15 protein-coding genes are annotated in these 20306 nt (G+C 71.8%); 6 read left to right on the top strand and 9 right to left on the bottom strand.

Annotated elements, in window-relative coordinates; translation table 11 throughout:
- Positions 1–25: 25 nt before the first annotated feature.
- Together ACFV6H_RS29660 and ACFV6H_RS29655 are read right to left on the bottom strand one after the other, a co-directional pair.
- On the bottom strand, positions 26–1858 hold the full coding sequence (locus ACFV6H_RS29660) for a hypothetical protein (protein WP_385548230.1): 1833 nt from the start codon (positions 1856–1858) through the stop codon (positions 26–28).
- 139 nt (positions 1859–1997) lie between these two features.
- Entirely contained in the window at positions 1998–3005 is a 1008-nt protein-coding gene (locus tag ACFV6H_RS29655) for a hypothetical protein (protein WP_385548227.1), read from the bottom strand.
- A 523-nt stretch (positions 3006–3528) separates the two neighbouring features.
- On the opposite strand from ACFV6H_RS29655, the gene lexA reads away from it, so the two are divergent.
- Positions 3529–4203 carry a transcriptional repressor LexA gene (lexA, locus tag ACFV6H_RS29650; protein WP_385548224.1) on the top strand — a complete coding sequence of 225 codons (675 nt, stop codon included), beginning with the start codon at positions 3529–3531 and terminating at the stop codon, positions 4201–4203.
- A gap of 112 nt (positions 4204–4315) precedes the next feature.
- On the opposite strand, the gene ACFV6H_RS29645 is transcribed toward lexA, so the two are convergent.
- Both ACFV6H_RS29645 and ACFV6H_RS29640 read right to left on the bottom strand, forming a co-directional pair.
- Positions 4316–5329 (bottom strand): hypothetical protein, encoded by a 1014-nt coding sequence (locus ACFV6H_RS29645; RefSeq protein WP_385548222.1) that lies wholly within the window; start codon positions 5327–5329, stop codon positions 4316–4318.
- Positions 5330–5340: 11 nt separating this feature from the next.
- Positions 5341–8799 carry a DNA polymerase III subunit alpha gene (locus ACFV6H_RS29640; RefSeq protein ID WP_385548219.1) on the bottom strand — a complete coding sequence of 1153 codons (3459 nt, stop codon included), beginning with the start codon at positions 8797–8799 and terminating at the stop codon, positions 5341–5343.
- A 320-nt stretch (positions 8800–9119) separates the two neighbouring features.
- Between ACFV6H_RS29640 and ACFV6H_RS29635 the strand changes: the two genes are divergently transcribed.
- Both ACFV6H_RS29635 and ACFV6H_RS29630 read left to right on the top strand, forming a co-directional pair.
- Positions 9120–9410 (top strand): hypothetical protein, encoded by a 291-nt coding sequence (locus ACFV6H_RS29635; RefSeq protein ID WP_385548216.1) that lies wholly within the window; start codon positions 9120–9122, stop codon positions 9408–9410.
- Positions 9407–9652, top strand: coding sequence for a hypothetical protein (locus ACFV6H_RS29630; RefSeq protein WP_385548213.1), 246 nt, complete (start codon positions 9407–9409; stop codon positions 9650–9652). Before ACFV6H_RS29635 ends, ACFV6H_RS29630 begins: the two co-directional genes overlap by 4 nt.
- Before the next feature lie 34 nt (positions 9653–9686).
- Here the strand turns inward: ACFV6H_RS29630 and ACFV6H_RS29625 are convergent, their stop codons facing one another.
- Positions 9687–10748, bottom strand: a complete 1062-nt coding sequence (locus ACFV6H_RS29625; protein ID WP_385548210.1) for a hypothetical protein — start codon at positions 10746–10748, stop codon at positions 9687–9689.
- Between the two features lie 328 nt (positions 10749–11076).
- Between ACFV6H_RS29625 and ACFV6H_RS29620 the strand changes: the two genes are divergently transcribed.
- Positions 11077–11775 (top strand): hypothetical protein, encoded by a 699-nt coding sequence (locus ACFV6H_RS29620; protein WP_385548207.1) that lies wholly within the window; start codon positions 11077–11079, stop codon positions 11773–11775.
- Positions 11776–11877: 102 nt separating this feature from the next.
- Here ACFV6H_RS29620 and ACFV6H_RS29615 read toward each other — a convergent pair whose 3' ends face one another.
- The 4 genes from ACFV6H_RS29615 to ACFV6H_RS29600 form a co-directional block, all read right to left on the bottom strand.
- Entirely contained in the window at positions 11878–12171 is a 294-nt protein-coding gene (locus ACFV6H_RS29615) for a hypothetical protein (protein WP_385548204.1), read from the bottom strand.
- 223 nt (positions 12172–12394) lie between these two features.
- On the bottom strand, positions 12395–13600 hold the full coding sequence (locus ACFV6H_RS29610) for a hypothetical protein (RefSeq protein ID WP_385548201.1): 1206 nt from the start codon (positions 13598–13600) through the stop codon (positions 12395–12397).
- Positions 13597–17478 carry an SNF2-related protein gene (locus ACFV6H_RS29605; RefSeq protein ID WP_385548198.1) on the bottom strand — a complete coding sequence of 1294 codons (3882 nt, stop codon included), beginning with the start codon at positions 17476–17478 and terminating at the stop codon, positions 13597–13599. The genes ACFV6H_RS29610 and ACFV6H_RS29605 overlap by 4 nt, the downstream gene beginning before the upstream one ends.
- 176 nt (positions 17479–17654) lie before the next feature.
- Complete coding sequence (locus tag ACFV6H_RS29600) at positions 17655–18854, bottom strand: competence protein CoiA family protein (RefSeq protein ID WP_385548195.1); 1200 nt, start codon at positions 18852–18854, stop codon at positions 17655–17657.
- Between the two features lie 337 nt (positions 18855–19191).
- Here ACFV6H_RS29600 and ACFV6H_RS29595 point away from each other — a divergent pair, with 337 nt between their 5' ends.
- Both ACFV6H_RS29595 and ACFV6H_RS29590 read left to right on the top strand, forming a co-directional pair.
- Complete coding sequence (locus ACFV6H_RS29595) at positions 19192–19581, top strand: hypothetical protein (protein ID WP_385548192.1); 390 nt, start codon at positions 19192–19194, stop codon at positions 19579–19581.
- A 79-nt stretch (positions 19582–19660) separates the two neighbouring features.
- Positions 19661–20290: a GNAT family N-acetyltransferase gene (locus ACFV6H_RS29590; RefSeq protein WP_385548189.1), complete on the top strand. Its 630-nt coding sequence runs from the start codon at positions 19661–19663 to the stop codon at positions 20288–20290.
- Positions 20291–20306 lie beyond the last annotated feature (16 nt).

The following is a 20306-nucleotide window of genomic DNA, read 5'->3' as shown; positions in this document are numbered from 1 at the left end:
GCCGCCAGTGGGCGCCACGGAGGTCCTAGGGCATCGTGAGGAGGTCGGCGGGCCGGGCCAGGGCCCGCACGCGGTGTGCCTCCTCGTCGCGTTCCCGGCGCAGGACCGTCAGCTGGGTGTAGAGATCAGTCCATCCCGTCGGCGGCTCGGGCTCGGTGACCCGGCTGCCGTCCCACACCGGTCCGGGGATGTGGAGTGCGAAGACCCTGCGGGTCAGGTCGCGTTCGTCGTCGGCCAGGATCCGGACAGCGGTCTGCGGGTGCGTGTCGCGGTCGTTGGTGACGAGCGCGACGAGTTCGTGGTCCAGGAGGTGTCCGATGCGGGTCTCCCACCAGGACCAGCGACGGTGCGGGTCGCTGCCGGCCCGGTGGGCGTCGCGTGAGAAGTCGACGGTGGTCATGACGCCCGAGCGCCGGATCTCGGTCAGGATCTCCTGGTGGGCCTGGGTGAGTCGGCCGGGTCGCGGTTGCTTGGCCGTTCGGGCCTCGGGCTCGGGCAGGCCGGCTTCCTGCCGCAGGGTTGCGTGCATGCCGGCCGTGCAGGCGGCACCGAAGCGCGATCGCCACCAGCGCTCCCGGGTCGGAGCGTCGTGAAGGTGAAGCAGGCCGGGGCAGATCTGGCACAGACGCGCCCGGACGCCGGCCGGCTCGTCGGCGGCGGCGTTGCCGTGCCGGTCGGGCCACCAGGCGAGCGGCGTGGAGGCCGTTCTGCCGCACAGGGCGCATCCGTCGGCGTGGCGCGGCTGTTCGGTCAGGGTGGCGACGATCCGGCGGGCGGTGCCGCGGCCGCCGTCGAAGTCGTACGCCGAGGACGTCGCGGCGCCGCCCAGGACCAGGCAGTCCTGGCACAGGCCGATCGGTGAGGTGCTGTACTCGCGGCCGGGCGCGGCGACGCGCTCGGCCGGCCCCGGCTGCCGGCACCACGAGCAGTGCGACAACGGGCCGGGGTCGGCCGGCCGGGCGTAGGGTGCGGTCGGCTCGATGTCCAGGGTGAGGTCGCGCGGCTCGCGGAAGAGCACTCGCCCACGGACGTCCTCTTCGGCCTTGAACAGTCGGACGATCTTGCTGTGGCCGGCGAGCTTGAGGCGGGTCTTCCAGTGCCCGTAGCCGATCATGTCCCGGACCAGGCCGCGCTCGCCACGGTCCCGGGCCGCGTCCTGCATACGCCGTTCTGCCTTGGCCTGCTCCACCGGGTCGGCCAGACGCGGGCGCAGCGTCACGGCGAGGTCGACGTGGAGCAGCGGACCGTCGGCTGGCTCCGCGAGCCCTCCCAGCGCGCGGATCTCCCCGACCCAGTACAGGGCGTCGTCCGGGCTGGCGTTGATCTGCTCGGCCGCAGTGACCACCGCGGCCGCCAGGGATTCGGCGCGTCGCCGGCTGGAGGGCCTGCGGCCCGAGGCGCGGGCGAGGACTTTGCCGGTGAGGGTCGGCTTCCAGAGCCGGTAGTCGTGGTGCTCCCACTCCTGAGCTGGTTCGTCCTCGCCGTGCGGGCCGCTGAGCAACCCGGCGCTCACAAGTCGGCCCAGATAGTCGGCGGTGTCGCTCTCGGCGAGATTGAGGGAGCTCATCAGCTCGCGGACGCCGACGCCCCACGGGTCGGCCCGCTTCAAGACCGTGCGGGCGTCGCGGACATCCCGCCCGCACATCGGGACAGCGAGATCGACGACGAACTCGCCCTCGTACGTACCCAGGCCGCCGAGGGGAAACAGAGGCGGTCGACCGGACGGGCGTCCTGCGGCGGTTCGAAGGTCACGCAGTAGACGGTCCTCCGCGCTGTCCGTCTGGTCGCCGGCCGCCCGCGGGCCGATCACTCGCGCGTCTGGCCGGGGCGGGGAGAGTTCGGAGTTCCGGTCGGTCACGCGGGCAACGCTATCGGTCCGCGAGAGCGGCTGCTGCTGCTCGCCGGTCTCGACGAAGGGTCTCCGCACTCCCCGTACCGCTGGCGGCCCGGTCTGAGCCGGGGCCGGCCGCCAGCAGGGGCCGTCTCTTCATCCGGTGTCACCCGGTGGCCTGGCCGGCCGGCATCGGCGGGAGCTGCTCTTCACCCGTCAGCTGGCTGATGCGCCGGCGGATCGCGGCGAACATCGCAGCGCGGTCCTTGACCGGGTAGTCCGCCCGGTCGTAACGCAGTTGGAGTGCCGCGCTCTGGTCCGCGGATTTGAGGAGCACCAGGCCGAGGCTCTCGCCGGGCGTCAGGTCGCGGTGTCCGCGAAGTTCCAGGGGCAGGCCGTGTTCTGGGTCGGTCAGCGCGTTGACGAGTTCCGCCCGGCGCAGGCCGGTGTCGGGGAAGTGGTCCAGTTCCAGGATCCACCACTCCCCCAGCCGCGACTCGTGGCCGGTGACGACCTGGGGGATCGCGACAGTGTGCAAGAGGCCGAGTCGGCGCAGCAGCCCGCTGGGGAGCCACGCGGCGTTGCGCCAGGTCGGCTCGTAGATGAGCGGCTGGCGCTCAGCGTCCCACCGCATCTCGTAGTCGGTCCACGCGTTCTGGGTGCGCCAGCATGCCTCGGCGCCGTTCTCCTCGACCTGCTGCGCGAGCGCTGCTTCGGCCTTGTCGAAGACGCGGCGAGGGAGGCCGGTCAGCTTCAGGCTGGTCGGTTGTCCGAGGCGCCGCAGCTCGATGCCGGTCTCGGTACGGGCGCAGATGCGCACCCCGTACAGGCCGTAGATCTCGTCGTCTTCGCGGTGGTCGAACGACACGCGACAGGGCAGGAGCCCGGCCAGGAGACGGTCGAGGCTCGCGGGGCTCTCCAGATGCAGGCGCAGTCCGTCCGGGGTCGGCTGGACGTACCGGATGCCGAACGGGTACTCGAAGTAGTCCCGCATGCTGTTGAGGAGCCAGTAGAAGATCTCGGACTCAAGGAGCAGCTGGGCCTGTTCGGCCGGCGCGGGGATGAGCGGCGCCCCTGGGGGCAGGGCCGCAACGACTTCACAGGCGAGCTGGCGGGGCGCCCCGGTGTAGAGGGCGTACGTACGGGCACGACGGCTGATCTGGGTCACCGACATCGGCGGGAGCACCTTTCACTCGGTCCCGTCGGCCCGCGGAACGTGAGGAAGAGGTACTGCGTGGTGGCAGTGGATTACAGGGTGGCACTGGTCGAAGACCGTGCTTCTTCGCCTCCGCCTGGAACCTCTTGGGGGCCGAAGGTTCGCGGTAGGAGCAGCAGACCGATGCCGCAGATAGCGACTGTAGCTGCGAGCCAGGCGCGCGCTCCGCGCCACGCTGGGCCTGTCACTCCGAGGAGGTAGCGGAGTGCTTACGTTCGAATACGGACGCCCGGCCAGGCGTTCCCGGACGCCACTCACGGGGGGAAGCAGCGTCCGGGAACTACGTGCTCAACGTACCGCGCACTTAGCTCACTTATCGCACATATCAGAAGACTGCTCTCGCGCGGCGGAGCAGCGCTGGCTCCCGCTGCCGGCGTTGTCCCGGATCAACGAGCATGCACTGCAGCTCAAACGCGTTCCATTTGCACCAGATGGCGGGTTAAGGTCTCGTTCCGAGAGGATCTTGACGGAGGTGCGGGGGATGGAGAACAGCACTCGGGGACGCGCGGGCCGACCGCCGGGCATACGGACGCATGAAGCCGGGCTGACAACCCGGCAGGCGGCCATCGTCCGGTACATCAACGAGTCCGTGGCACAGCAGGGCTACCCGCCGTCGATGCGCGAAATCGGCGCGGCCGTGAGCCTCTCCTCGACAAGTTCCGTCGCGCACCAGCTGACGGCCTTGGAGTCCAAAGGCGTCCTCTACCGCGACCCGCACCGGCCCCGCGCCTACCGAGTGCGCCCCTCCTGGGCACCCGAACTCGCCGATGGCCGCGAGACGGAGCCGGTCGAGGTGCCGCTCGTCGGACGGATCGCCGCCGGCGCCCCGCTGCTCGCCGACGAGCTGGTCGAGGACGTCTACTCCATGCCCCGCCAGGTCGTCGGCGACGGTGACCTGTTCGCCCTGACCGTGTCCGGCGACAGCATGATCGACGCCGCGATCTGCGACGGCGACATCCTGACCGTCCGCCGCCAGGACAGCGCCGACCACGGCGACATCGTGGCCGGCCTCCTGGGCGAGGAGGCCACGGTCAAGGTCCTCCACCGGCAGAACGGCAAGGTCTGGCTAATGCCCCGCAACCCCGCCTACGAGCCGATCCCCGCCGACGACGTCCAGATCCTTGGCAAAGTCGTCGGCATCCTGCGTGTCCTCTAACACCAGCAACCATCGATCGTATGGCTGGCCAACCCGACGAACCGTCCTGGTCTCCCTGCCTCGCGATCCCCCAGGACTGGCTGCCCTGTCCGGGGAGGGATCGCCCTCTTTCTCAGAGGCCGGCGGCGCCGGTAGCGGCACGTCTACCGACGGCGAGGGCTGCGGGGTAGAGCAGATCGCGCCCATATCGGGCCCGGGCCCGGTCGGCGACGGCTTCGATCGCGAGGGGCTTGTCGTCGCTGCTGTCGAGGGTGAGCTGCCGGGCGGCCCGGTCCTCGGAGCGCAGGGCGTCGGCGCGCAGCGTGATGTCGCGGACCCGGGCGCGCTGAAGGCCGAGGCTGTCGTACAGCGTGTAGGCGGTGCGGGCCAGGAGCACGGTGTGCTGGGTCGCCTCGGACAGGGTGCGGCTGCGGCGGGTGGAGCTCGCGTCGGCGTAGCGGACGGTCAACGTCATGCCGGCAGCGATCTGGTCGGAGCTGCGGAGGCGGGCGCCGAGGACGTCGGCGAGGGCGAGCAGGGCCCGCCGGTGCTGGGCGGGGTCGAGTTCGTCGCGGTCGAAGCGGTGCTCGCTGCTGATGCTGGCCGGCGTCGGAGCCGGGTCGACCGGGGTGGTGTCGTGGCCGTGGGCGCGTTCGTGGAGGATGCGGCCCGGACGGGCGCCGAGGAGGCGCTGCACGGTGAGCTGGGGAACGTCGGCGACATCCCCGACGGTGTGCAGCCCGTAATCAGTGAGCGTCGCGGCCGTGCGAGGGCCCACCCCGGGCAACTCCCGCACTGGCCGCGGCCGCAGGAATCCGCGGACCGCCTCCGGGGAGTCCTCGATAACGAGGCGCAGGCCGGTCGGAGTGAGGGCACAGGCCATCGCCGCGAGCATCCGCGTCGACGCGGCACCCGCCGCGCTGCTCACTCCGAAGTAGGCGAGGGCGCGTAGTTGGATCAGTTCGGTCAGGCCGCGTGCGTCCTGGTGGAAATAGGAGTGGGCGCCGGTCAGGTCGAGGACGGCGCTGTCCGGTTCGATCATCTGCACCTGTGGCGTGATGTTCTCCAGCAGCCGGCGCAGTTCCTCGGGAAGGTCCGCGTCGGAGCCCGGCGGCAGGACAAAGCGCAGGTGCAAGATGCTGCGCATGGTCATGGTGTTCACCCGGCGCTTCCCTGGCTGCGGTGGCCGAGCCGTCGCAGGTCCGCAGACCGGGTGCCGGCGGGCTGGAGATCGGCGTAGGGGTGGAGCTTCGCTCCGGCCGTGCCGTCCGTGAGGGTCCGCTGCGGCACCGGGGTGCCGGGCTGGGCGGGTGTCGGTGCGGGGGAGGGGCGGCCGAGGAGGTCGAGGGCGGCCTGCGGGCCGTGGTCACGGCGCGCGGCCGCCACCTCGTCCAGGTCCCACACCCTCTGCCCCACGACCGTCCTGCGTGGTCCCCGGGCCTCCACCGTTCCCCGCACCAGCAAGAGCCCACTGTGGAACACCGTGTGCGCACACGCCTCGTGGGAGTCCTCGAAAAACGCGATGTCCACGAGACCGGACCCGTCCTCCAGCGTCACGAAGATGACGCGCTTCCCGGAAGGGATCGGCGGCGTTTGTGTCGAGGCCCGGACTCCGGCGACGAGCACGGTCTGGCCGGGCACCGTGCCCTTCAGGTTGGCGGCGTCGGTCGCGCCGAGCTCGCGCAGCAGCCGGTGGTGGTGCTCCATCAGGTGATGCGTGACGTCGATCGACAAGGTCTCCAGCTCGGCGCTGAGCTTGTCGCGGCCGGTCATCTCCGGCAGTCCGCTCGGCTCCGCCGTCACCAGGTCCCCGCCCAGCGGCAACTGCCCCTCACCCGCGCGCCGGTGGCGGGACTGACGGTGCAGCTCGGTCGCCTGGAGCAGCAGATCCCGGCGGGTCAGGTCCCCGGCGAGCGGGCCGAGCGCGCCGATCCGGATCAGGCGTTGGGCGAGCGCAAGGGAGGGGCGGGCCCGCTGCCACAGGTCCTGCAGACCGTTGTAGGGCTGGCCGGCGACCAGCCGTTCGGTCTCCGCGTCGCTGATCCCCTTGACCGTCGAGAGCGCGAGCCGCACCCCCCACCCCTGCTCGGCCTGCTCGACGCGGTGCTGGGCGCCGGAGACGTTCACGTCGACGGGCAGGACGGGAACGCCGTGGCGGCGGGCATCAGAGACGATGACGCGCATCGGCCACATGCCCGGGTCGTGTTCAAGGAGCCCGGCGTACAGAAAGGCCGGGTAGTGCGCCTTCAGGTAGGCGGACTGCAGGGCCGGGACAGCGAAGGCGACCGCGTGCGCGCGGCAGAACCCGTACGCCCCGAACTGGGAGATCGTCTCCCACACTTCGTCCAGGACGTCCTTGGTGTAGCCGCGTTCGCCGGCCGTGCGGCGGAACCAGGCCTCGACCTTCGGCAGCCGGTCAGGATCGGCCAGGGCGCGGCGTGCGACGTCGCCCGCCGCACGGTCGCAGCCGGTCATCCGCGCGAGGATCGCGATGATCTGCTCATGCCAGATGACCACGCCGTACGTGTCGTTCAGCACCGGCTCCAGGTCAGCGTGCGGGTAGCGCGGTGTCGCCCCGTGCCGAGCAGCGATGAACAGCGCCGGCATGCCGCCCTTCACCGGGCCGGGGCGGAACAGGCTGATGTCCGCGACGACATCCTGCATGTGCCGCGGCTGGAGCCTGCCGACCAGGTCCTGCTGGCCGGGAGATTCCAGCTGGAAGAGTCCGACGGTGTCGGATGCCTGGATGAGCTTGAACGCCAGCGGGTCGTCCAGGTCGACGTGGTCAGGGTTGTCCAGGTCGATCGCGCGGCCGGTGGCCCGGTGGATCTCGGCGACCGCGTGGGCCATCGAGCTCTGCATCCGCACGCCCAACACATCGAGCTTGAGCAAGCCGAGATCTTCGACATCTTCCTTATCGGCCTGCAGCATGGCGTAGCCGCCCGGGGTGGGCTGTACCGGAACGCGGTTCAGTAGCGAGGCGTTCGAGATGATCACTCCGCAGGGGTGCATCGCGTACCCGCGCGGCAGGGCGTCGAGGCCCTCGGCGAGCTCCCACAGTGGCCCGAACTGCTGGGATCGGCTGGCGAGTTCGCGAAGCTCGGGCAATTCCGCGAGGGCACTGCGGATGTCGCGGGCGCGGATGTGCGGGAAGCTCTTGGCGACCTCGCCGATCACCTGCGGTGGAATCCCCAGGGCGAGGCCGGTGTCGCGCAGGGCGTGCCGGGCCCGGTAGGTCTCGGGCATGCCGGTAACCGCGGTCCGCTCCCGCCCGAACCGGTCAATGATCGCGTCGTACACCTCCAGCCGCCGCTCCGACTCCACGTCCAGGTCGATGTCAGGCAGCGAGGTCCGCCGCTCACTGAGGAAGCGTTCGAACAGGAGCCGGTGCTCCAGTGGGTTGGCCGTCGCGACGAACAGCGAATGGTTGACCATGGAGCCGGCGCCGGAACCTCGCGCGGCCACCCGGATCCCCAGCGCCCGGGTGTCGGCGACGACCTGCGCGACCGCGAGGAAGTAGCCCTCGAACCCGAGCCGCCCGATCACGTCCAGTTCGTAGTCGATCTGCCGGACGGCGGCCTTGTCGTCGTCCAGGCCGCGGGCGACCATCCCGGCATCGCAGCGCTGGCGCAGCAGCCGCATCGCCGAACCCGCCTCCGGGCCCGCTCCAACCACGGACGCCTCCGGGAAGTGCGGCCACCCCATCCCCAGGTCTACGGGGGTGAGCGTGCAGGACTGACCGGTGGCCTCGGTCTCCGCCAGGAGACGTGTAGCCCGACCCCGGTCGTGACCCACCGCTCGGGCGATCCGCTCCGCGGCCGCGGCCATCTCCTGGGGGCCCTTGAGCCAGCGCTCGCCGCTGTCCAGGTGCCGGCGGTCGATGGGCCGAAGAAGGCGCGCGGCGTCGAGGACGTCGGCCAGCCGGTGCTGGCCAGGATCGGCGTAGCGGACCGCGCTGGACAGCACCGTGCGCACCCCGAGCTGGTCCCCCAGGCCGACCGTGCGCGCCGCGAGCCGCAGCGACCCCGCCCCAGTGCCCTCCAAGCCCAGATACACGGCCTCCAAGCGCAGCCGGTCACCCGCGAGCTCACGCCACGGCACCAGCAACCGCTCGGCAACGTCAGGGCGCCCGGCGGACAGCGCTCGCATCGGCTCAGCGGACGGCCCGAGAATGACGACCAAGTCCTCGTTCGCGTACGCGCGCAGCGTCGTCCACGACACGACCGGCAGACCGTCCCCGGCATCCCCGTGCGCTGCGGACACCAGCCGGCACAGCCGCGCCCACCCCGCGAGGTTCTGTGCGAGGAGCGGGATCCGCAGGGGCGGCTCGAGAACGTGCGCACCACCGCGTGCCGGCGTCCGTGGACGGGCGGCTGCGGAAACGGAGGCGGTGAGCGGGGCGACGGCCACGTCGACGCCGAAGATCGGGCGGACCCCGGCGGCCGCGGCGGCCTTGGCGAAGCGGACGCTGCCCGCAACGGTGTCCCGATCGGTCAGCGCCAGGGCGGTCATCCCGCGCTCGGCGGCGCGCTGGACAAGGTCGTGGGGGAGGGATGCGCCGTAACGGGCCGAGTAGCCGGAGGCGACATGCAGATGAGTAAATCCACCGTCCAACACCTCCAGAACCTCGCTCGGCCCTCCCCTGACCTGTGACCTCTTTAGGTATCCACCATAACCGCAATTCGCACAAGCGTGCGAATGAGTGAATCTGGCCGCACCCTCGACGAACTCCACGCCCAGTAGCCACGTGCAACGCTGCCCCGCCCAGAGAAGCCGGCGACTCGACCTAAGCGCCGTTCGGCTGACGTCCGTGGGTGCCGCCGGGCGTATCCCGTCGTGTGGTGATGCCGCAGCGACGGACCCTGTCATCTCCCCGGGCTTGGCTCCTGCCGCTAGGCTGGCAGCAGGCAGACAGCCGCCGAAAGAGGAGTACAGACATGGCGTTGCATGAGGAGTGGACGGTGGACCGGCTCCACGTCCGCCTGCCCCACAGCGCGCTCCGGCAGCAGCTGTTGGCGGACGTCAACTTGACCCCTCTTGAGGATCTGCCCTCACGACTTGAGGGGTGGGCCTCGGCTGCGGAGACGCTTGAGGCGGCCCGCTCCCGCATCGAAGCCGCGCGCGCCCACGTCAAGGAACACGGCACCCTGCCGGCCGAGTACGAGACCGCCCCCGACATGACGGAAACCGTCGTGGACGACGCTCAGGGGCGGCGGGGCGCCGCGTGACCTTCAGGCTCCACATCCCGGCCGATCAGTACGACATCTACAAGGCATTGTCCGACGAGGCTCGCCGCGACATCGCGGTGTGTCTCGTCGACGCCGTCCAGGACCCGCTGGCGGCCAGTGAGCCGTACGGGGAGGACGACGGGATCGTGCGGACGGTCGCTCGAGGCCGCGCTGCCATCGTCATCCTGATCAACGAGCAGACGAACACCATCACCGTGCTGGCGATCGCCTACGCGGGCTGACGCCGACCGTGCATGCCTGCTGGGGATCCGGGGCTCAGCTGGGGATACGGATGCCCAGGCTGGCCGCCAGATCGCTCAAGCTGCTCAGGGGGCGCCCCCAGCGGCCTGTCGCGGCGTACTGGCGCAGGACCGGTTCGATCGCCTCGGCGGCGTTGCGGGTGATGCCGTCGGTGAGCGTGACGCGGTGGCAGATGGGGCTGCCGCCTTCGGCGGAGTAGTCGGTGTACTTGCCGTCTTCGTGGCGCAGGAGAGCAGGCTCGACATCAATGAGCCCGAACGCCTCGAGGGTCTCGTGGGTCTCGTAGGCGTCGCGGCCAAGGCCGAAATGTCCGGCGCGCTCGATGCCCGTGACGTACGGCTCGTCGTGCTCGGGGTTCTGGGTCACGTCCAGCCACATCAGATAGGCGACGGTCTCGCTGGGGGTGAGCAGGTTGACCCAGCCGCAGGTGAAGAACTCCACGGGGACGTCGATGCCGGGGGCTTCGGCGCGGGGCACCTTGTAGGGGATCGGGGCGGCGTCGGTGCTGGCGCCGCTGTCGCACAGCAGCCGGAAGTCCTGGAAGGGACGGGAGGTGCCGGCGTTAGGGAACTCCAGAAGGTGCTGGTCGCGCAGCTTCTTGAGGGCTTCGGTGATCTGGCGCGATTTGTTGACCCGGGGGCTGGCGACGCGGCGTCCGCCGGGGGTGTGACGGGCGTGCGCACCGATAAGCCCCATCCAGGACAGGCGCTGGGTGCTGTCCGGCTCGATCGGGATGCGGTTGGGCCACTGGCGGCCGGGGGCGGCCTGGCAGTGCGCGGCGAACAGCAGGATGAGGTGGAGCCGGCCGGCGACTCCTCGGGGGGCGATGAGGCGCGCGGCGGGGGGTTGCTCGTCGCGCGGTAGTCCGTTGCGTTCGCGGTCGACGGGGCGGGGGACGTCGTGGCGCACGTAGGTGCGGCGCAGCCGGACGGCGTTCACCTTCCGGCCGGCCCGGCCGAAGGCGCGGAGCTGTGTGTAGTTGGAGGCGACGTCATTGAGAGCGCCGCCGCTGCGTAGGGCGGTGAGCGCGTCAAGGCGCGCTTTGATCTTGTCTGCGGCGGCTGTGCGGCTCGGCACTACGACTTCCTACCTTTTGATCGCCACGCTTTGATCCTCATGATGCTCTCGTCCCTCTTCGTCTACTTTCAACGTTGGCGACGCATGAGGATCAATCCGTGGTCCCAGTCTAGCGGTAGCCCGTTCCCGGTGGGGTCTGATTGATAGTGCGAGCCCGGACCGGCCACGGCCACTCCGAGAAGTCGGAGGAAGCCACCCCACCCGGCTCGCGCAGCACGGCGTAACCGGGCCCGGAAACGTCTTAGCCCCGGCGACATGATCTTCTCAGATCAGCGGTCCACCGGGGCTTGTCATCCATGACTATACCCGAACCTGTAGGAGGAACAACGTGAGCGACACCTCTCCGGCTCCCGGTGCCGGGCCGTGGGTGGATACCTGGCTCAGCCCGGCCCGTTACGGCGTCTATCTGGGCGAGGCCGGCGGCGATCGCGACCGGGCCCTGGAGCTGTACCAGTGGAACACGACCGTGTCCTGCGCCGTGCTGCACGACCTCGGTCACCTGGAGGTCGCTCTGCGCAACGCCTACGGAGCGGCGCTGGATGCCACCTGGTCCGGAACGGAGCACTGGCTGGACGATCCCGCCAGCCCGCTGCGCGCTCCGCTGTGGCGGACCAAGAAGGGCGGACCGCGCGGGCCCCGGCGCGTCGACGTGAACGAGAAGCCGCGCAAGGCGATCGACTCCGCCCGGGCCCGGTACGGCCGGCAGGCCCCTCCGGGCAAGATCATCGCCGACTTGAGCCTCGGGCTGTGGCGGTACCTCTCGTCGTCCGCGCACGAGAAGACCCTCTGGGTGCCCCACCTGCACTTCGCTTTCCCGCCGGGCACCGACCGGGGCGCGGTCGACCGGGCGATCGGCAACCTCCACGGGCTGCGCAACCGCGCGGCCCACTGGGAGCCGCTGCTCGCCGCTCCGCTCAAGCGCCGGCTCGACGAGCTGGCCTGGGTGGCCGAGCAGCTCAGCCCTCAGCTGGCCGCGTACATCGACCACCACAGCGAGGTCGACGCTCTGCTCGCGAGTCGGCCGTAGGCCGGCGCATCGCTGCCGGGGCCGTGAGTTGCGGCCCCTCCACGTGCGCGAGCTCCCGGTGAACGGCAGCTCGATCGTCGGAAGCGGGCCGCCAGCGAGGCTTCACGATCGGGATTCCGGGTCGGCGCGCGTGCCGCCCGGCGCCTGCCCCGCGAGGACCGGGTAGTCGGGGTGGCTCTTCCACTGGTCGGCCATGGCAACGAGTGCGGAGAGGAAGCGGCCGGCCTCCCCGACGTCGTCGGCCTGCACTGCGGTGGCGTAGTCCTGGCTGAGTCCGTGGGCGTCGCGCCACGACTGGACGTACGCGTCGTGCCCCCCGGGGTGCTGTGCGTTCCGGAGATCGTCCTGTCGGTCGCGGACGAACTGGTAGATCCGTACGCCGGTCTGCAGATCCACGTCGCCTCCTTCTCGGTGCCGCGCGATCCGCAGCGCGCCCATTCTCCCTTTCACCCTCACACCGCCCGCGGCCACCGTCGGCCGTCAGCGGACCGCCTCCGCCGATTCCAGCGGCCTGCGGTACACGGCGATCGCGGACCCTCGCGTCTGTGAGAGATCGCCGGAAGTGGTGCCTCTCCCTCAGCTGAGGCGCCAGCTCCGTACGCGGCCACGCGGACGGTCGTCATCGGGCGGTGGGCCTGGCGGCCCGCGCTCGGCGGGCCGCCAGGTAGGCGGTGGCCGGGTCGTGGGAGCATCCCGGGGCCGGGCGCCACTGGCCACCGGCCAAGGTGAAGGGATACCAGCGGCCGTCGGGCCCGGGGCGCAGCTGGATTCCGGCGGTGGTGTCGGTCAGCGCCCCGTCGGCGGTGTCGAGGTCTCCGAGGACGAGGGCGCGGGATGCCCGGATGGCGTCCCGGGCGCGCTCCAGCACGGACGGGGGTGTAGGGGTGGCGCGGAGGGCGGCGTGGGCGCCGGCCGGCCCGCCGTGCCGGTAGCCGATCATCATGGTGCGCAGGGTGCCCGCGGAGTGGCCGCTGGATCGTGCGGCTTGCGGGAGCCGGCTCACTCCGTCGGGTGTGGCGAGGATCCGCACGGTGTCGGCGAGGGTGTCGTGCGGCTGGTCTGCGGTTCCGTCCAGGAGGGCGCGGGCGCGGGTGGCGGCGTCCTTGGTCATCCAGGCAAGGTCCTGGGCGGAGGGGCAGGGCGGGGGTGGGTCGGTGATCGAGGTGGTCACGGGGACGGCGGAATCGAGTTCGATGACGGGCTCGGTCGACGGGCCGTGGTGGGCCCACAGCGAGTAGGTCTGGTCGGCGCGGACGGTTCCGGCCGGGTCGGCGGGCAGCGCGCCGGGGCCCTCGTCGGGCATCCGGTCGCGCAGGACTGCGGCGAGGGCGCGGGTGGGCATGCCGCGGGCGGCGAGCAGCAGGGACGCGGCGCTGGCGAGGCGTTCGGCGACGGCGTGGCCGAGGGCTGCGCTGTGGTCGCATACGCGGCCGGCGCTGCCCGGCAGACAGGAGCAGGAGAAAGTGATCTCGTCGGCGGCGGGCACGACGGCCGTGCCGCCGGCGTGGCCGGGGTCGGCGACGGCAGCTGGAACGCGGCCGGCCAGGAGGTCGGCTGACGCCTGGGGGTCGCCCGCGAGCCGGTCGGCCAGAGCGTGCCACCGGTCTTCGGCGAGTTCGGGGAAGTGGAGGGCGGCTTTGTGGGTGGCCTTCTTCGCCGCGACGGCGGCGGACAGGCGGCCGGGGGCGGCGTGGACTTGGCCGACGGCGCCGTTGCGGTGGAGGTTGAGGCCCTTGGCGTAGGAGCCGGAACCGGCGGTGGCCAGGTGGAATCCCTGTTTCCAGGCGGCGACGAGGGGTCCCATGGTGCGCGTGGGGGCGGTCATCGGCTTCCCAGGGTGACGAGGGCGGCGAGTTCGGTGTCGTCGAGTTCGGCGAGGGCGCTCTCGCCGGAGGTGAGGACGGCGTCGGTCAGGGCGCGCTTGCGGGCCAGGAGCTCGTTGATGTGGTCCTCGACGGTGCCTTCGGTGATCAGGTGGTGGACCTGGACGGTGCGGTGCTGGCCGATGCGGTGGGCGCGGTCGGTGGCCTGGTCCTCGACGGCCGGGTTCCAGGGCCGGTCGTAGTGGATCACGTGCTCGGCCCGGGTGAGGTTGAGGCCGGTGCCGGCCGCCTTGACGGACAGGATGAACAGCGGGGCCGGTTCGGAGTCGTTCTGGAAGGCGTCGACAAGGTCTTGGCGGCGGGCGGGGGGTGTCCCGCCGTGGAGGAAGTAGACGGCGCGGTGGCCGCGGGCGCGCAGGTGGTGCTCGAGGATGCGGCCCATCTGCACGTAGCCGGTGAAGATGAGGCCGGCTTCTGAGCGTTCGGTCAGGGACGGCAGGAGATCGTCGAGGGCTGCCAGTTTCCCGGAGCGCTGTGCGAGAGCGGCCGGGTGGGCTTCGCCGAGGGGTTCTTTGAGGTAGAGGGCGGGGGTGTTGCAGATCTGGCGCAGGGCCTGGAGCAACTTCAGGACCTGGCCGCGGCGTTCGATGCCGGTGCTGGCGGCGATCCGTTCCATGGTGTCGCGGACGGTCGCCTCGTACAGGCCGGTCTGCTCGTCGGTGAGCGCCACGATCCGGTGGTGGTGGACCTTGTCGGGCAGCTCCGGGGCGATCCCCGGATCGGACTTGCGGCGGCGCATCATGAACGGGCCGATGAGCCGGGCGAGTTGTGCGGCGACGGGTACGCCGGGGTCTTTCTCGACGGCTCCGTAGCGGGCGCGGAACGCGGCGCGGGTGCCGAACAGGCCGGGGTTGGTCCAGTCGAGGATGGACCACAATTCCGTGAGGTTGTTCTCCGCGGGTGTTCCGGTAACCGCGAGACGGGCAGCAGCGGGCAGGTCACGCAGCGCCTTGGCCGTGGCCGAGGCCGGGTTCTTGATGTGCTGGGCCTCGTCCGCGACGACCAGGCCCCACGTTGTGGCGGCGAGGGCTTGGGTGTCGCGGCGCAGGGTTCCGTAGGTGGTGACGACGACGCTGTTGCGTCCCTGGGCGTCGGCGCCCAGGGTCCGGTCGGCTCCGTGGTAGCGCACGACGGTGGTGCCGGGGGCGAAGCGGGCGATCTCGCGCTGCCAGTTCGTCATGAGGGAGGCCGGGCACACCACCAGCGTCGGCCCGGCTCGCTCGGTGCTCTCGGCACGGTGGAGGTGCAAGGCGATGGTCGTCAGGGTCTTGCCGAGCCCCATGTCGTCGGCCAGCAGCGCGCCGAACCCCAGACCCAGCGTGTGCGCGAGCCAGGCCAGGGCGCGTTCCTGGTAGTGGCGCAGGGTCCCGGTCAGGCCGGCCGGTGCCGGGACGGGCTGGGGGCTCTCGGGGGCCTGGTGCAGCGCGTCGACGAGGGCGGCGAGGGTGCCGGCGGGGCGGGCGTGGAGAGTTTCGCCGCCGAGGATGAGGGTGCCGGCCAGGGCGGCGGCCAGCGCGTCGAGGGAGGGTAGGGGCGCCAGGCGGCGGTCGCGGGCGCGGCGGGTAGTTTCGGGGTCGATGAGGAGCCAGCGTCCGCGCAGCTGGATCAGCGGGGCTGCGGCGTCGGCGAGGGCGGTCATCTCCGCGTCGGTGAGCGGCTCGCCGTCGAGGTTGATGTGCCAGCGGCAGTCCACGAGGCGTTCCAGGGACAGGTAGCCGCCGCTCGCCGGGGCGTCGTGGCCCTCATCGTCCTCGTGGGCTGCGCCGACGACGGCGGTGGAGGTGAGGACGTCGGTGAGGTGCGGGGGCCAGTGGACACCCACGCCGAGCTCGGCCAGCGGGCCGGCCGCGGCCTGGTGGAGGTGGGCGAGGTCGTGGGCGGACAAGGTGGTGCTGCTGGGATGGTCCTGCGCGGCGAGGTCCGCCAGCGGCGGGAAGAGGCGGGTGGCCCGGCGCAGCACGCGGCGTACCGCGGGCAGCGCCGCGGTGGTGAGGCCGGGATGAGACTGTCCGGCCCAGACGCCGGCTGCCGAAACGGGGTCCCGCCCGTCGCCGGCGTCCAGGTACAGCGTGAGCGGTGCGGCCGGGACCGGGCCCTCGTTCTCGGGCTGCTTGATGCGCAGCACCAGGCCGGGCGCGGGGCGGGGATCGAGGCCGTCCTCGATCCCGTCCGCCCACGTCCACAACTGGGGCGTCGGACGGATGTCGTGCGCCGGGCCGCTGTAGGGGCCGGGGCCCAGGACGGTGGTGGCGCCGGGCGTGCGGAGCATGGCGTCGGCGACGGCGTCCAGCGCCGCCCAGACGGCCGGTTCCGGGGCGGGCATGCGCACCGGCGTCGTGCCGGCCAACAGGCAGTGCCCTTCGGGGGCAAGCTGTGCGGCGGCGGCGGCCACCGCACGGCGCAGCGCGTCGCTGCTCGGGCCGACGCGCCAGCAGTCGTGGCCTTCGACGGTGAGGGCCGGGTGGACCCGCTGCTGGGCCACGCAACGAAGGCCTAGCCGGACGGCGTGCCGCCAGCCGGTCGCCGAGGGATGCTCCGCGTCCCGGGAGGCCAGCAGGGCAGGCAGGACGAGGCTGAGCGGCGCGGCGACGCCGGTCACCGTCGCGCGGCGCGGCATGATGCCGCCGGGTCCGGCCAGGACGAGTTCGCGGGTGACGTACTGCAGCGGCGCCGGCAGGGTCGCCGCCCGGGCGGGCGGGGTGCCGTCGGGCGAGAAGAGCATCCACGCGGTGCGGGCGGGGTGCCGGGAGGGCAAAAGGGTGAGCGCCGTGCCGCCGGCGAGGAGGTGGTCAACGACGACGCGGGCCTGGAACAGCTCCTGCGCGCTCGCCGCGGGTACCGGCGGGGGGTCCTGGAGGGCGGCCGGCGGGAGCGGCGAAGCAGCGGGAGCCGGCCCGGCGACGGGGGCGGGCTCCGGTTCGGGCTCTGTTGCGGGGACCTCGGGAAGGTCGGCGGCCACGGCACGCTGCACAACGTCCAGGAGATCGTCGGCGGCCCCGGCTCGGGCGGCTTGCTTACTCGAACCGGCCCCGTTGCCGGTGAGCTGCTGCTCCCCGAGGGTGGCGGTGACGGTCGCGGTGAAGCGGGTGGGCGAGTGCAGGGTGACGCGGAAGTCCGGCCGGGTGATGTGGCCCGCCTGCGCGTACTCGTTGAGGACCGAGATCGGACTGCGGCCACCGCCTGGACCTGGGCCGGTCCGGGTGGCCGGATCCTGGGACACCGGCTCGGCGGACTGCCCCGTCCACGACGCGACGCTGTGCTGCGCGAACGGATCGTCCAGGCCGGCGAGCGAGGCGACGAGGCTGGCCATGGCCTGCTGACGGGCGCCCTTTCGGGTCCGGGCGCGCTGGATGCTGCCGGTGGTCTCCCGGCCGCCGACGTCGAGCGTCGCCTGCGCCACGAAGGAGGGCTCGTTCCCGGACTCCTGACCTTCACGGACCGTCGCCGAGGGCAGGCGCAGCAACTGGGCGTGCATGGAGATGATGCTGGGCGCCAGCGCCGCAGTGGCGGCAACGGCCGTGAGTGACCTACGCCGGGCCTGTGCCCACACCGGCGTATCCGGGGCGTCGAGCAGCAGGAGGCGCAGATCGCGCACCTGCAGCCGGCCGAGGCGGCGCACGGCTTCGGTCGCGACCTGGGCGGCCGCGGCCCCCGCCGCGTCGGCGGTGGCCTTCTGCAGAGCGAGGTGGAAGGCGTCGTCGCTCAGTTTCTCCAGGGGGCCGGCGGCCGAGCCGGCCCGGGAGGGCGGGATGCCGGTGGCCGCGGAGCGGGCGGTGAACACGGCTGGCGTGACGACAGGCTGAAGACGGTCGATGGACAAAAGGACACTCCCCCAGACACCCGGATGCCGTCGGTACCGCTTGCCATTGTGGCCTGTGAGCATGCCCGTTCGTGCAACCACGCAGATCCGGGGCGCGCGCGGCGTCCGTTCGCCAAGGGCCCGCCGAGGGTGTGACCTCCCTCGGGCGCGCTTCTCGGTCGCCTTGCGCGGTGTCGTCACTGCCGCCGCCGGGAGCGGCGGAGCAGCCGTTCCAGGAGGCCGGGGTTCTTCTCGGGCGCCGACTGCGGGAGGACTCCGGGCTGGTACGAGGGGGGCGGGGGGAATTGCTGGGCGGAGCCGGGCGCCGTCTGCTCGGTCGCCGCGGGCAGTTCGAGGGCTGAGGGCGACGGGTGGACGGGCGGCTCGTCGACGGGCGGCTCGGGGCGGGGCTCCTCGACGCTTCTGGGCGGCGGGGGTTCGGTGGCGGGCCGAGCGGGCGGTGTGTGCCGCTGGGCGTAGGTGTCACCGGCGTGCTGGTTGCGCCAGCGGAAGCGGCCCTGCTGAGTGGCGTACAAGTCGTCCATCACGGCGTACGCGTCGGCCGGCCGGAACGCAGCGCGGGTACGGGTGAGCGACGACAGGGAGATGGGGACGAGCCCCCAGCTGTCGGCCGTCGGCGCCGGCAACGGTTTGCTGATCCGCCAGTCCGCGCGCGGATCGGCGCGCTTCCACTGCCGCCCCTCCCAGTTCTGCCAGTCCTGTTCGGGTTTGACCGGGTGCAGGAACTCGTGGACTCCGTAGGGGACGAGGACCTTCTTGCCGTCGAGCCAGTACACGTGGCCGCCGGCTTCGATGATGGTGAGCTGCTGTGCGGTGGGGGCCACCTGCTCGTGCTGCTGAGTTTCGCCGTGCAACCGGACGAAGCGCGGCCTGAGCTGTCCGAACTGTGCCGGGTCCTGCCTGAGAAACCAGACGTGCATGGCGCCGCCGTGGTGTTCGCGCACAGCGCGGATCCGGCGGCGGACGGCCTCTACGTCGGGCGCGGCGGTCGGCGCTTCGATGATCACGGTCTCGGCTCCGCAGCGAGCGAGGAGCGCCGGCGGGAAGCCGGAAGGATGATCGGCCGCCTCGCCCGGTGACGTGATGGTGCAGTCGGTGACGCCCGGCAGGGCACGGATGGTCTCCCGCAGGCGGATGACGACCTCGTCATCGGCGTCGATCTGTGCCTCGCGCTCGGGCTTGCTGCAGCCCTCGCCACTGCGGTGCGCGAAGTGCGGTGCCACCTTCGAACCGGCGCGGGCGCCTCGCAGGATCAGTGACTCCCCGCAGGCGCGGCACTCGTAGCGGCCAGCGGCCAACCCCGTGGGCAGCCCTTGGACGCCGTCCGTGATCCAGAGAACTTTCCGGTGCTGTGTGTCCCAGGCGCTCGTACTCATGAGGGCGATCATCGACGAGTGCCAGCCGCTCCCGCCAGGGTGCCGCCCACCAGGCGGGCAGCGGTGCCTCTCGCACGCCGCCCGGCGGGATGCGAGTCCAGGAGCCGGCCCGCACACCGGGACACCGGCTGATCCGGTGCGGCGCCCTACGGCGGTGCGGAGCAAGAGACCCGACCCAATCGTTGCTTAACTCGATAATTGCGTGTACTGTAATTACATCAGGTCGGCCGACAGCCCGCCTCGATTCCCACCGCCGAGTTCTTCGGCGGGGCCATTCCACCCACCTCGCGGTCGCCGCTTTCCGCCCGGCGCCGACGAACCATGCCCGAGGACTGCCATGCACCCCATCCCCATGCTGTACCGCTTCACCGCGAGCGGTCCCACGCCCGAACGCGCCCTCGCTGCCGCCACCGCCGAGGACACCGCCAGGCACCATGACCCCTTCGTCCGCCGTGCGGACCTCACGACGGTGAGGCGGGTCGTCGTCGTCCCGGACCGGGCGCCGCTCCGCGCCGTCGCGGCGGGCTACGTCAACGACTCCTACGCCTCCTTCGAAGGCGCCGACGGCGGCCCTTTGTGCGAGGACGACGCCGAATGGCTGGCCGACCGCCTCATCGAGGACGACGACCGCCGCATCAGGGACGGCGCAGCAGGAGCACTGCTGCTGGACGTCCCGGGAGCCGAACCGAGCTGGCTCTTCTTCGGCTGGAGCGTCCAGGCGGACTGACACCGCGCCCGGCCCGACGCATAGCGCCCCTCCCCGCACACCGCGTACCCGACCAGCGTCACAGAAGGACCTATCCCCGATGCACACGACCACCCGATCCGGGATCCGCATCCGTACCGCCACTCCCGACGACGGCGACACAGTCGTCGAACTGGCCTCACTGGTTGATCTTCATCTGCCCACCGAGGCGGTGCCCACCGCCCTCGCGCCGATGCGGTTCGCCCTCACCGCCACCGACGACGGTCCGCTGTCCCACCAGGACAATCACTTTCTGATCGCCGAGGACAACGACGACTTCCCGGTGGGATCCATTGTCTGTGGACCGCCGAACTGGATCGCCAGGCCTGGCCGCGCCTCCGGCCTGGTTCGGCGTCGGCTCCTGCGGCGCATTTCGACCGTCCACATTCTGGCTGTCCGGCCCGAGCACCGGCGGCGCGGCGTCGCGCGGGATCTCCTCCAGCAGGCCGAGGAGACGTTCCGGGGCGCCGGATACGCCGCGCTGACGCTGCGGCACGACCGTGAACTGACCGCGTTCTACCGGCAGCTCGGATACACCAGCGTCAACCGCCTGTCGCTGATGCTGCCGCCGCAGGAGCTGTTCACGCTCAACGACAGGCCCTGGAAGCACGCGTTCAAGGTCCTGTCCGCTGACGCCTCCGTCATCACCGTCCAGGGGCTTCCCACCATCACCGGCGTTCTGCCCACCTGACCAAATCCGCGGGGGC

The sequence above is a fragment of the Streptomyces sp. NPDC059743 genome (assembly GCF_042732975.1).
In the GTDB taxonomy this organism is placed as follows: Bacteria; Actinomycetota; Actinomycetes; order Streptomycetales; family Streptomycetaceae; genus Streptomyces.
This window is presented reverse-complemented; position numbering and strand designations above follow the sequence as displayed.